Annotated in this window: 9 protein-coding genes and 1 pseudogene; 7 read left to right on the forward strand and 3 right to left on the reverse strand. The window is 40.9% G+C overall.

All coding sequences use genetic code 11. The features are described 5' to 3' along the window. Positions 1-799 (reverse strand): RNA-guided endonuclease InsQ/TnpB family protein (locus tag AAEY93_RS03095; RefSeq protein WP_351074900.1); only part of this gene is annotated, 799 nt, incomplete at its 3' end. Between the two features lie 121 nt (positions 800-920). On the opposite strand from AAEY93_RS03095, the pseudogene tnpA reads away from it, so the two are divergent. Then, positions 921-1,232, forward strand: a pseudogene (gene tnpA, locus AAEY93_RS03100) (IS200/IS605 family transposase); the annotation flags it as partial. A gap of 226 nt (positions 1,233-1,458) precedes the next feature. On the opposite strand, the gene AAEY93_RS03105 reads toward tnpA, so the two are convergent. Together AAEY93_RS03105 and AAEY93_RS03110 are read right to left on the reverse strand one after the other, a co-directional pair. Continuing rightward, the gene (locus tag AAEY93_RS03105) at positions 1,459-3,195 is read right to left on the reverse strand and encodes a DUF885 domain-containing protein (protein WP_351074902.1); all 1,737 of its coding nucleotides are present in this window, start codon (positions 3,193-3,195) and stop codon (positions 1,459-1,461) included. 336 nt (positions 3,196-3,531) lie between these two features. Next, entirely contained in the window at positions 3,532-5,328 is a 1,797-nt protein-coding gene (locus AAEY93_RS03110; RefSeq protein WP_351074904.1) for an acyl-CoA dehydrogenase C-terminal domain-containing protein, read from the reverse strand. A gap of 595 nt (positions 5,329-5,923) precedes the next feature. On the opposite strand from AAEY93_RS03110, the gene AAEY93_RS03115 reads away from it, so the two are divergent. The 6 genes from AAEY93_RS03115 to AAEY93_RS03140 all read left to right on the forward strand — a co-directional run bounded on the left by AAEY93_RS03115 (position 5,924) and on the right by AAEY93_RS03140 (position 13,174). Next, complete coding sequence (locus tag AAEY93_RS03115) at positions 5,924-8,374, forward strand: TonB-dependent receptor (RefSeq protein ID WP_351074906.1); 2,451 nt, start codon at positions 5,924-5,926, stop codon at positions 8,372-8,374. A 178-nt stretch (positions 8,375-8,552) separates the two neighbouring features. Beyond that, on the forward strand, positions 8,553-9,215 hold the full coding sequence (locus AAEY93_RS03120) for a nitroreductase (protein WP_124013152.1): 663 nt from the start codon (positions 8,553-8,555) through the stop codon (positions 9,213-9,215). Between the two features lie 35 nt (positions 9,216-9,250). Continuing rightward, positions 9,251-10,216: an alpha/beta fold hydrolase gene (locus tag AAEY93_RS03125; RefSeq protein WP_351074909.1), complete on the forward strand. Its 966-nt coding sequence runs from the start codon at positions 9,251-9,253 to the stop codon at positions 10,214-10,216. Between the two features lie 85 nt (positions 10,217-10,301). Continuing rightward, on the forward strand, positions 10,302-11,432 hold the full coding sequence (locus AAEY93_RS03130; protein WP_124013150.1) for a DUF2855 family protein: 1,131 nt from the start codon (positions 10,302-10,304) through the stop codon (positions 11,430-11,432). Between the two features lie 118 nt (positions 11,433-11,550). Continuing rightward, positions 11,551-12,474 carry a bile acid:sodium symporter family protein gene (locus tag AAEY93_RS03135; protein ID WP_101031372.1) on the forward strand — a complete coding sequence of 308 codons (924 nt, stop codon included), beginning with the start codon at positions 11,551-11,553 and terminating at the stop codon, positions 12,472-12,474. Between the two features lie 7 nt (positions 12,475-12,481). Then, positions 12,482-13,174, forward strand: a complete 693-nt coding sequence (locus AAEY93_RS03140; RefSeq protein ID WP_124013149.1) for a crotonase/enoyl-CoA hydratase family protein — start codon at positions 12,482-12,484, stop codon at positions 13,172-13,174. Positions 13,175-13,183 lie beyond the last annotated feature (9 nt).

Consider the following 13,183-nt stretch of genomic DNA (forward strand, 5'->3'; position numbering starts at 1 on the left):
TGGCTATCGAACATGATACTTCGTGAGCGAACGCTAGGCGTTGGCGTGAGATTTTTCCGTGAAGTGTATTTAAGCGGGATTTGGTTTTATGCCAGCGACTAGAGCCCTTTTCCCTTCGGCTCAACTGGACTTGAATTTGCTTTAGCTTTGTTGATGAACGTTTAAGAGATTTTGGGTTTTTAACGTACCAACCGTTCGAACCTACAACCGTATGCTGACTGTTAATGTCGTAGCCTACAATTGAATGCAAGACCCGCTTCGCGGTCTTGCATTCAACCTCTTGGGTGAGCGATACATTCCATTTACCATGTGATAGTTGGACAGTAACAGTCTTGATTTCACTGACTAATTTACGGTGTAAAACAATCGGTACGTTGCCAATTTTCGGAATGCTGACCGCACCATTTTCGATGCGGATACAGTTCGAGTTATTTACACACCTAAAACTGTCATTGTGCAGTTTTTTCTGTTTGAAGCTGACTTTAAACGTCGGGAATTTTTGCAACCGACTCTTAGAAAAAGAGTTTTTCAAAGCCGTATCCAGATCCCTTGCCACTTGCTGTGCAGCCGCAGAATCAAAGGATTTTAACCAAGAGAACTCTTCGAATACCTTTAACTCTTTAATTAATTTTGACATTTCTGGATAGAACAAAAACGTTTTGTCGTACCTATAACGACGCAGATTTTCTGACAACAACAAGTTCCACAACCCACGAGCATATGAGCCAAACTCAATTAGTTTGGCTTCCTGTTCTGCTGTCGGTTTGAGCCGAAAGTTATATCTGAGCGTTTTTTTCATATACTGTATAGACTACTGTATAGCTTGAGATTGTCAAGTGGAATACCAAACTAATTCACACTGTAAGTATCTCATTGTGCTGCACTTAATACTGGTTGTTAAATATTGAAAGCAACTACTACATGGTGAAGTTGGCGAGTTTATGAAGAGAGCTGTTCTAGATATTTCGCAGAAGTCTGACTTTTCAGTTGAAGAGATCGAAATAGATAGGGATCACATACACATTCTTTTGAGGATTTCGCCAAGATATGCTGTTGGGCAGCATGTTAGAAGAATTAAGCAGCAAACCAACAGATTAATTTGGAGTAGATATCCGAACCTTAAAAAGCAATTTTGGTTGGAGAATACTTTTTGGTCTGATGGATATTTTGCTTGCTCAGTCGGCAATGCCTTCGCTGATACAATTCGAAAATATATTCAAGAGCAAGCTTAGTTTATCGATTCATCCCCGCGACTTTCGCTACGCTCGGATCACGGGGTTTTCTCGACAGATTAGATAAATATATGTCTGGGTCAAAGGCTATTCCTAGGCCCCAATGACATACAGGACAGGACAGGACAGGACAACGTGAATATTATCTGAATGCTAGGGTAAATTAACAATCCCATTCAAACCTGTGAAGATTTAAATGGGATCCGTTAGGCTGTAGTGTTAATTTTTACTGCGCCAAAAAGTGTTTGTTAACGGCTTCTGCCATTAATTGTGGTGGGATCAAACCTTGTTTTAATACGAAATTATTAAACGCTAAACGATCAAATTTATCTCCTAAGGCAATTTCTACTCCGGCCCTAATCTCTAGTAGTCTTGATAAACCATAAAAATAGCTACCCGCCTGACCAGGCATTCTCATGGTGTATCGATCAACTTCTTGTTTCACCGCCGCTTCTGAAAAAACAACGTCATTACGCAATAGTGTATAGGCGTGCTCTTTTGTCGTCAGGCCTAAGTTCAGCATTGGATCTAACATAGCGCGAGCGTTACGTAGTAATCGGTGCTGAAGTGCAATCAGCTGTGCTTCAATGGGAAGATACGGCAACATTTCTGCTTCAGCATAAAGAGCCCACCCCTCTACATTAACGCTGTTAAATGCATAATAGACTCTTGCTAGTGAAACGCCTTGTTCTAACATGACCGAGAATTGTAATTCATGACCAGGTCGGCCTTCATGGGCACTTAATGTATAAGCAACCGCGTTAAAATTAAAATCATCATAAGCCGCATCACCGCTTAATGCAGGGTTACCCGTGGTAAGAATAAATTGGCCCTGTTCACCGGTATTGCCAATGAATGGTGGTGGAACCATATGAGGAGCTGGACTACCCGCGGCTTCTGCTTCGGTGGCAAGTCGCATAAGCATATCGCGTTTAGGTAAATCAACCACATGATGTTCAGTGATTATCTGCTCAAGTTTTTGATTAATGTCACGATAATAATCTTCAATTTTATCGTTGGCCAAAGACTGGTTTTTAAGTGCTTTAATAACATCGCGATAATCATCTGATGGCAAATCGAACTTTTTAGCCACCAAAGGTGCAAGAGCCTGCATATTGGCTTTGGTTATCATGTAACTTGTTTTTGCTTGCTCAATTAATAACTGCGGTTCGATGTCTATGCCCACGGTTTTGAGTTTTAAAGCATAAATTTCAGCGGGTAATCGAAAGTCGTCCCGTGAATGTGGAATAACGGTTTGTTCAGCCCATTGACGATAATCTTCAATTTGTTGTGTTAACAGCACCATATTGTCATTGGCTGTGGTGAAGTTATTTTTATCAAATAACTGCTGTAAACCTGTTATTAAGGTATCGAATCTTGCGAGCGCTTGGTTAACCTCCACTTTAGTGGGGCCCATTAAGCTTTTATTGGTTAAGGCTGTTTCAAATAACGTTTTGGCTTGTTCTGTGAGTGCCGGTTGTCCGGTTTTACCGACATAACAAGCAAGGCGCGACATGGCGGCCTGTTTACGGGCATCAGGCATTTGCTCATCTAATAATGCCGATACGCCACGAAATATAATCAAGGGGACATCAACCCAAGGTAACATGTATTTGTCGTCTAACTTACCCGTCGCTATGGTCTGATCGATATTGCCGATAATAATGTTAAGGTCTTGACGAACTGGCAATAATTTTTCAGTTTCAAGTGCCTGTTGCAAGCTTTTTTTGCTGCTTTCAAGGGTAAGAATAAACTTATCGTTTTGTGCCTTGGTAATATTGCTGCATTGACTATCGACTGCAGTTATTCCAATTGAGCTCGCTAATTCAGGTTGAAACTGACTGACAATTTTTATTTGTTTATTAGTGTATTGATTACTGATATCAACCCACGAACTTGCTGATGAAGTGAACGGAAGTAAAACAAGTAGTGGAATCACTGACGTGAATATTTTGCCTGGCATCGGCTTAATCCTTTTTTTATTTTTATAGAATGGCTATAAAATGACGATGAAGTAATCAGTATACCCGAATTTTACGGCCAAGCGACACGCCCTAAATTAAGCAGTTTGCTAACCAAGCGTTAGGATATAAATTTATATTAAACAGCAGCTTGCAGCGCCAATTGTCACATCAATGTGTATCGTATTATTGTCTCGTTACAAATAAAAAAGCCGCAACGCATAAGGTTACGGCTTTTAGACTCTGATTATAGGCCATCGACTTAAAAGACTTAGTCACTTTTGCAAGCCATCAACGGCTAAGCTAATGTAGACTCAATCCTAAAATCTAGCACTAATTTAAAAAGCAAAATCTTCGCTGCTTAATGCCATCATTGAATCGACACCGTTTTGAATACAGGCTGCGTGGCCTTTTGCTCTTGGTAACATACGTTGGATATAAAACTGGGCAGTTTTTATTTTCGCTTCATAAAACGCCGTTTCTGTTGTGCCGGCGGCAAGCTTATCTTGAGCAACCTTTGCCATTTTGGCCCAGAAAAACGCTAACGTAACGTAGCCCGCATACATTAAATAATCAACTGAAGCGCCACCGATTTCATCAGGGTTCTTCATCGCTTTAGCACCAATGGTGACGGTAAGTTCATGCCACTCTTTTGCATAAGCCATAATAGGTTGAATAAACTCTGCCATCGCAGGGTTATCCATATTTTGTTGGCAGAATACAGTGACATCTTTAGAGAATGGCTTTAACACTTCGCCCTGGGTACCAATAATTTTACGCGCCAGTAAATCTAATGCTTGAATACCGGTTGTGCCTTCATATAAACAGCTAATTTTGGTATCGCGCATTAACTGTTCCATGCCCCACTCTTTGATAAAGCCATGGCCACCAAGGATCTGCACTCCGTGGCTGGTACACTCAAAGCCTAATTCTGAAAGAAAAGCTTTTGCAATCGGTGTTAATAACGCGAGCTTTGTTTCGGCATCGGCTTTTACTGCTTCATCTTTTTCAGCATGACCGATATCAACCAGCTGGGCCAAATATGAAATTAACGCACGTCCACCTTCAGCGATAGACTTCTGAGTTAATAACATTCTGCGCACATCTGGGTGAACAATAATCGGATCAGCAGGACCATTAGGGTTTTTAACGCCACTGATAGAACGCATCTGTAGGCGGTCTTTTGCGTAAGCTAATGCACCTTGAAATGATGCTTCAGCAGCGGCAACGCCTTCACTGGCAACACCGATCCGAGCGGCATTCATAAAGGTGAACATGCATTTAAGGCCACGATTGGGTTCACCAATCAAATGTCCTTTAGCGCCATCAAAATTAATCACACAGGTGGCATTACCATTGATACCCATTTTGTGTTCAATTGAACCACAACTTACCCCATTTCTATCTAAAATAGTGCCGTCATCATTGACATTGAATTTAGGTACGATAAATAACGATATGCCTTTATTGCCTTCAGGCGCACCTGGTACACGGGCAATTACGATATGAACGATATTATCAGACAGATCATGCTCACCGGCTGAAATAAAGATTTTAGTCCCCGTTAACGAATAGCTGCCATCGTCATTGGGTTCTGCTTTTGTGCGTAACATGCCTAAATCTGTACCACAATGTGGTTCAGTTAAGCACATTGTTCCAGTCCATTTGCCTTCAACAAGCTTTGGCATAAATTGTTGTTTTTGCGATTCTGTGCCGTGAGCTTCAATTGTCGCTAATGCGCCATGACTTAATCCTGGATACATGGCAAAACTATGGTTGGCACTGGAAAATAGCTCAGCAATACTAATATTTAATGAATGAGGTAAGCCTTGACCACCAAATTCTTCAGACTGAGATAACGTCGGCCAGCCACCTTCAACATACTTAGCGTACGCTTCTTTAAATCCGTCGGGTGTCGTCACTACACCATCATTCCACGTACACCCTTGTTGATCGCCGATTTGATTTAAAGGAGCAACGACCTGTTCTGTCAATTTTGCAGCTTCAGCGATTATCGCATCAACCATATCAAGGCTGGCATCTTGGTAACCCAAATGTTGATAGTGGGTCTCACATTCTAGTAGCTCTTGCATAACAAATTTAACATCACGAATAGGGGCTTTGTAATCAGGCATTGTGGCTCTCCAAAAAAATTTCTAAGAGTAAAAAAGGTTAACAGTCTATTTGTTGTATTTGTTCAAACACACAATATTTACTAGCTACAATGTTATGTGAACTGAAAGTATTATCCAAATGCATAATAATTATATGTATACATTCGTTTGAATCATACACTCGTTTGAATGGTTATTTATAAAGCATTATTAACCCGATGTCGATGCTTACCTTTTACATTAGCCAAGCCTAATGCGAAAAAGATAAATAAGGGAATGTGGTTATGACGCTAAAACAGTAATTATCACTGCATTATTCTTTATATGAATAGTTGCTTATTAAAACAATTGATTGGTTTAATTTTAAAACACCCCCTAGCATGATTTGGCGGTTAATTGTTCACTATAAGTGGTCGTTTTTATTTTCAGGAAAGATTTTCAAGATTGAAAATTAAATACTGATGATCCCCCTTGCTGTTATTGAATCACGCTGATTTTACAAAACTGTCAATTTACAGGTTAACAATAACAATGCTTAAGCATCATACATATTTAATGTAAATCAATGTATTGGCTAGATTATTTGATAACAATTAGTATTTATCTGGGGAAATAAATGAATAATAATAACTCAAAAATATTTAAACATTCTTTACTCGCATTTGCCGTTATGGGCGTGCTGGGTTCAACTGCTTACGCTGAAGAAGAAAAATCAACTAACGAAACATATGATGGCAGTATTGAAAGAATCGTTGTAACCGCGTCTAAACGCGCAAAAGGATTACAGGAATCTCCTGTGGCCATTACTGTGGTGAGTAGTAAAGCGATAGAACAAGCCAAAGTAATGGATATCACTGATTTACAAACTCTTGTACCTACTTTACGTGTGACACCGCTACAACGTTCTACTAACACTAACTTTGCTATCCGTGGTTTTGGTAATGGCACCAACAATACCGGTATTGAACCTTCCGTTGGCGTATTTATCGACGGAGTTTATCGCTCCCGCGCGGCATCTCAGATAGGTGATTTACCAAGACTGCAACAAATTGAAGTATTAAGTGGTCCACAAAGTACCTTGTTCGGTAAAAATGCTTCCGCAGGGGTTATCAGTGTCACGACCAGAGAGCCTTCATATGAGCAAGAAGGTAAGATTGAAGTCGGTGTTGGAAATTATAATCAACAAGAGATAAAAGGTTATTACACCAATGGCATAACCGATAATTTAGCGTTCAGTTTTTCTGGCGGAGTTAACACCCGAGATGGCTATACCGAAAGTGTGGTTGGATTAAATGACGTCAATGATCGTGACCGTTGGAATGTTCGAGGCCAAGCACTGTATCAACCAACAGAAGACATTAAATTTCGCTTTATTGCCGACTATAGCAAAATTCAAGAAGCGTGTTGTTCTGTAGAAGACGCCATAAACGGGCCTACAACTGCCGCGGTTCGTGCCTTAGGTGGGATTGTTATTGATGAAAATGATTCATTTTCTTATCAATCGGCACTCAACTCTGATCCAGATAATAATGTTAAAGATGGCGGCGTATCCTTGCAAATAGACATTGATTTTGATGGATACTCATTCACTTCTATCAGTGCGCTGCGTAAAAATGATTCTGATTTTATCAATGACGTAGATTACACCTCTTTAGATATTTTAAATGAAGGTGGTTATACAGATATTAAAACCATAACCCAAGAGTTTCGCTTAACGTCTACCGGTGAGCGTGATTTAGAATGGATGTTTGGCGCCTATGTTTTCAATGAAGAAGTCATCACGGGTGATACTTTATATTATGGAAATGATATTAGAAATTACTTCGATGTCCTTATGGCCGCGGGCGGCGCCCCCGGGTTATTAGGAGGTGTAGAAGGTGTTTATGGTCTTGAACCCGGTACCTTTTTCTCCAATGATTCAGCAGTAAGCTCAGAATTTGATCAACAAAATGATGCTTACTCGCTTTTTGCTAGCTTTGATTATCATATTACTGACGACTTCACTGCGATTTTTGGTGTCAGTTATACTAACGATAAGAAAGACGTCACCATTTCACAAAACCATACCGATGTGCTTTCTGCCCTTGATTTAGATACGGTACCCACATTATTTGGCGTGCCTATTGGTAGCATTCCACAGCTTGCCCCCGCAGTACCTGTTATCAAGAGCTTGCAGTTTTTACCGCCAATGCTGGGGTTGCCTAATGCGGTAGAGAACCATGAATCAGATGATAGCAAAACAACCTGGTCACTGCGCTTAGCCTACGAAATTAATGACAATATCAATGTATTTGCCACAGCAGCAACGGGGTTTAAAGCAACATCTTGGAATTTATCGCGTTATTCAAGCCCTTTTGCCTCGGATAAAGAGGCATTAGAAAGTGCGGGCTTAGCATTGCCAAATCAGGTTTATGGTGGACGCTATGCATCACCCGAAGAAGCGATGGTGTATGAAATTGGTATTAAAACCCAATTTGAAAATGGATCATTTAGCGCCACCTTGTTTGATCAAACTATTGAAGGGTTTCAATCATCTATCTTCATTGGCACCGGTTATGTACTGGCCAATGCCGGTCAACAAAGTACCCAAGGTCTTGAGTTCGACTCTATCTACAATTTAACTCAAGATTGGTCGTTTACCTTAGCCGGTACCTTCCTTGATCCTGTTTATGATTCATTTGAAGGGGCATCTGGCCTTGATGGTCCTGTCGATTTATCGGGCGAGAAACCGGCCGGTATTCATGAAGTCAGCATCACCGCCGGTATTGTTTATAACTTTGAAGTATTTAACGGCGCAGATGGCTATGTTCGTACCGATTATATTTACGAAAGTCATGTCAAATTAGCCGAAAACACCCCAGAGTCATTAACGCGTGAAGTGAATAGCTTCAATGCGAGTGCAGGATTAGCATTTGATAATGGCGTCAATCTACAACTTTGGGTACGTAACTTAACCAATGATGAGTACCTACTGTCGGCTTTCCCACCACCGATCCAAGCAGGTAGTTTCAATGGTTATCCGAACCAACCGCGTACATTTGGTGCAAACATTTCGTACCAGTTTTAACTAACTAAAGAGTTTGTAGTGACGGTAACTAACCCTTATTTTCACTACAGACTGTCGCTAAAGGTTGTCGCTATAAACTTTATTTTCAGCAGCGTTTACAACCAATAACTGATTTATATTGCGATTGAAGATATAAATTTAATCTCAGAGCCGAATTCACATAATAAGAGTTTTCAATATGACTATAGAATCAATATTACAAAACCGTGCTTCAGTGCGAGCATTTCTTGATAAACCCGTACCAAACGAAACCTTAAAGCACATTTTCTCCAGTGCACAACTCTCCCCTTCAAATTGCAATGTACAACCTTGGCAAACTTGTGTGGTGTCTGGGGCAACCAAAGATAAATTGAAACTACAGTTCATGGAAACCCTCATGAGTGGCGCATCACCAAATCCAGATTTCAATTGGTTACCTCAATATCAAGGCGTTCATCGTGAGCGCCAATTTGGCTCAGCTAATGCGTTATACAGCGCAATAGGCGTGGCACGAGAAGACAAAAAAGCCCGACAAATGGCGATGATACGTAACTGGCAATTTTTTGATGCGCCACATGCGGTATTTTTCACTATGGATAAATACCTAGACATTATGGGCGCAGTCGATTTAGGCATTTATGCCCAAACACTGTCACTACTCATGGCAGAACATGGACTTTCAAATTGCATGCAAGGCGCACTTGGGCAATTCCCCGATCCAGTAAGACAAATATTAAACCTGCCAGATGGTCGCGGAATTTTATTTGGTATGTCGTTTGGTTATGCCGATGAAAACGAGGCAGTAAATAGCACCAAAACCGATCGTGAACCGATAGATAATGCCGTAGCATTTTTTGATTAATCGATCACTAGAAACATAAAATAATAAGATTGAATATGGCACTAGCGCATAAATATACCTTAGTGGATGACGTCAAAATTCATTATGTTGAATCTGCTTATAAATCAGATGAAAAATCACTATCGACCATCGTTTTTCTACATGGTTTCCCTGAGTATTGGGGCGCATGGCATAAGCAATTAGACTATTTCTCAACCCATTATCGTGTTGTTGCGCCTGACTTACCCGGATATAACTTAAGTGATAAACCGACTGAGATTAGCTTTTATGCTGTGCCCAATTTGATTGCGTTTATGGCTAAATTTATTGCTGCTATTAGCCCTTGCCAATCCGTCATCCTCGTTGCCCATGATTGGGGCGGCGCTATCGCTTGGCCATTAGCGGCTTTTCATCCGCAGTTAATCAGCAAACTGATTATTCTCAATGCGGCGCATCCAAGTACCTTTACTCGGGAGATGATTAATAACCCTATTCAACGTCAAAAAAGTGCTTATATTCATCAGTTAATTAGTGTTTCTGGAGAATCACTGTTATCAAACAATGACTATCGCTACCTGATTGAGAAGATCATGGTCAGTTCAAAAGCCGATGTATTTACCGATGAACGACGAGCACAATATCGTCAAGTGTGGCGTCAACAAGGTGCCATAAATGGCATGTTGCAATACTATCGTGCCATGCCGCAATTAGCGTCTAGTCATTCAGACAATGGCAGCCCACAAGCGTTCGATGATAAATACTTAGTCAAATCGAATCAGGTAAAGAATACCTCCGACATAAAAATACCCAACATTCGAATTAATCACCCCACACTGGTGTTATGGGGAGAACAAGACCTAGCGTTCGTCAATGAGAACCTCGATAACATTACCCATTACGTGCCCAATTGCAGCCTGATCCGTTTCCCAAACACTAGCCACTGGCTACAACATGAACGACCCGATGAAGTGAATAGCGCCATCGACGCATTTATTAATCAACCACTGCTCAGTAACCAATAACCAATAACCAATAACCAATGTTCAGTATCCAATAAAGAAACATTAATCAGTAATCAATCAAAAACAATAACTAAAAAGGTTCTTTATGACGACATCTCAGGCTCCGCTCAACCAAGCACTTGTATTTGAAGTCGCTAAAAATAATTTACACAAAACTCGGTTTGTGGCACTCAACATAGAGCAGCCACTGGCAGAAAATGAAGTATTACTTCGCGTCGATAAGTTTGCCCTAACGGCAAATAATATCAGCTATGGCATTACCGGAGAGTCACTTGGCTATTGGCTATTCTTCCCTTCTGACAATGATCCACATCAATGGGGACGACTCCCGGTTATGGGATATGCAGATGTAGTATCGTCAAATAACGAGCATATAAAAGTAGGAGAAAGAGTGTGGGGCTTTATGCCTATGGCTACCCACCTAAAAATAACGGCCGGTAACATCTCTAAAGCGGGATTTTCAGATGTCAGTCCTTGCCGTGAAGGTTTATCACCTGTTTATTGCAGATTTGATCGCGTTAGTGAAAATCCCTTTTACCAACAAAAAAATGAAGACTATGACATCTTGTTGCGAGGGTTATTTACTACCTCTTGGCTGGTTGACGACTTCATGTTTGATAATCAATACTTTGGGGCTCAGCAATACCTGATCACCAGCGCCTCAAGTAAAACCAGTATCGCCCTCGCCTTTACGATTAAGCAACGAGGTGAGCGTCCTGCCATTGGTATAACGTCAACCGCTAACCGACACTTCGTCGAGTCCTTAGGCTGTTATACCAAGGTGATTAGTTACGAGGAAATAACCACCCTAGACCCCAATGTTAGTTCGATTTTGGTTGATATGGCTGGAGGTAAAACAACCTTATCAAGTATTCATCATCATTTTGCCAAGCAACTGTGTTACTCCTGCCGAATTGGCGCGACGCAACATGGCGATATTGATGTTAATGACACCATGAGTATCAACCACTTACCCGGTGCAACCCCGACGTTCTTTTTTGCCCCGACACAATTGAAAAAACGCAGTCTAGATTGGGGCGCAGGCGAAACAATGAAGCAAATGAGCGTGTCATTACTCCACTATATCGAGTTTTGTCGTTCAAGCATCACTATTGCCCATACCCATGATATTGACCACCTTAACGAGATTTACCAAGATGTATTGGCGGGGACTGCTGACGCGTCAGTGGGCCAAATCATCTCGTTGAACAAGTAGGCTCTACTGACCCTTGGAGATGAATTTTCCTCCAAAAGATAAACAGCCCCTTGATCCGCAATGGACTAAAAATGGACTTTATTGACCCAATAAACGGTCTTCTCTACATGAGGTTATTATGGATAATATTGAATTAGTGACATTTGTAAATACACAAGTCATCCCGGTGTGCATCTTTTTAATTATGATGGGCATGGGGTTATCGCTAGTCGTTGATGATTTTAAGCGCATTGTAAAATACCCAAAAGCCGTTGCGATTGGCTTAACCAATCAATTATTGCTATTGCCCATTATTGGGTTTGTATTGGCCAATATAATGCCATTAGAACCTGAATATGCTGTCGGGGTGATGTTGTTGGTACTGTGCCCTGGCGGCACGACGTCCAACATGTTTTCTCATTTGGCAAAAGCGGATGTTGCGCTTTCGGTCACCATGACCGCTGTGGCCAGTTTAATCACAGTATTTAGCATACCGATTGTGCTTAATTACTCCTTGGTTCACTTTATGGGACAAGGCAGTGAATTTCAGTTACCGATAATTCCAACCATGATAAGCCTAATGAAGTTAACCATAGTGCCTATCGCTATTGGTATGTTAATTAGACGATTTGCGCCTAAAATAGCGAAAAGCACCCAAGTTCATGTGTCACGATTTGGGATATTATTTCTAACCTTATTAATAATATTTTTGACTTATATTCAACAAGATATTGTTATTCCCGCCCTTATTGCCGCTGGGCCAGTTTCAGTAATATTAAATATTTCGACCATGTTACTTGGCTATTACTCAAGTAAATGGTTTGGATTAAACTTCGCTCAAAGAACATCGATTACCATTGAGGTAGGGCTGCAAAATAGTACCTTATCGATGTTTATGGCATTAACGCTACTCGCTAATTATAAGATGTCTTTTACGCCGGCTATTTACACCTTAACCATGTTGTTTACCGCAGGTATTTTAGTTGCTATGTTGAACTCAAAATATGTAAAAACGAGACGCTCAAAAGCGAATAATAACAACGAAACAATAACGAATTCTTAGGTGGAAAATGCAATTAATCAAGGTAGAAATTGAAAATAACATCCATGTTATTAGCTTAAATAATGGCAAGGTAAACGCGATATCACCTGAGGTCATTGTGCAAATCAATACCGCCCTAGACCTCGCTGAGCAACAAGGCGCTGTGGTGATATTAACCGGTCAAGCTGGAATATTCTCTGGTGGTTTTGATCTAAAAACCATGAAGCAAAGCTCTGAAGCGGCTATTGCACTTGTTACCGCAGGCTCAACATTAGCCCGCAGAATGCTGGCATTCCCAACGCCCATTATTGGCGCATGTACAGGCCATGCCATTGCAAAAGGCGCGTTTTTATTACTGAGTTGTGATTATCGTATTGGTTGTGCAGGTGACTTTAAAATCGGCTTAAATGAAGTCGCTATTGGCATGACAATGCACCAAGCTGGGATTGAGATTGCCCGTAATCGTATCCCGCAACATTACTTAACACGGGCAGTAATTAATGCCGAACTATTCAGCCCTGAATCAGCAGTCCTTGGCGGTTTTCTTGATCAGGTCGTTGAACCAGAACAACTGATGAGTACAGCACAAGCCGTGGCTGAACACATGCAAACTCTCAATATGAAAGCTCATCATGGCACCAAGCTAAAAGAGCGCGATTCAATACTCGCATTACTCGATGCCGCCATAAAACGTGATACACAAATTACGCTGAATTTATAAGGATATAAC

The organism is Shewanella sp. CAL98-MNA-CIBAN-0140 (genome assembly GCF_040309905.1).
Taxonomy (GTDB): Bacteria; Pseudomonadota; Gammaproteobacteria; order Enterobacterales; family Shewanellaceae; genus Shewanella; species Shewanella psychromarinicola.

What these genes read in the sequence shown, in the direction of transcription:
- AAEY93_RS03105 (WP_351074902.1), bottom strand. Translation starts at nt 3,195, where the DNA reads ATGCCAGGCAAAATATTCACGTCAGTGATTCCACTACTTGTTTTACTT.
- AAEY93_RS03110 (WP_351074904.1), bottom strand. Translation starts at nt 5,328, where the DNA reads ATGCCTGATTACAAAGCCCCTATTCGTGATGTTAAATTTGTTATGCAA.
- AAEY93_RS03115 (WP_351074906.1), top strand. Translation starts at nt 5,924, where the DNA reads ATGAATAATAATAACTCAAAAATATTTAAACATTCTTTACTCGCATTT.
- AAEY93_RS03120 (WP_124013152.1), top strand. Translation starts at nt 8,553, where the DNA reads ATGACTATAGAATCAATATTACAAAACCGTGCTTCAGTGCGAGCATTT.
- AAEY93_RS03125 (WP_351074909.1), top strand. Translation starts at nt 9,251, where the DNA reads ATGGCACTAGCGCATAAATATACCTTAGTGGATGACGTCAAAATTCAT.
- AAEY93_RS03130 (WP_124013150.1), top strand. Translation starts at nt 10,302, where the DNA reads ATGACGACATCTCAGGCTCCGCTCAACCAAGCACTTGTATTTGAAGTC.
- AAEY93_RS03135 (WP_101031372.1), top strand. Translation starts at nt 11,551, where the DNA reads ATGGATAATATTGAATTAGTGACATTTGTAAATACACAAGTCATCCCG.
- AAEY93_RS03140 (WP_124013149.1), top strand. Translation starts at nt 12,482, where the DNA reads ATGCAATTAATCAAGGTAGAAATTGAAAATAACATCCATGTTATTAGC.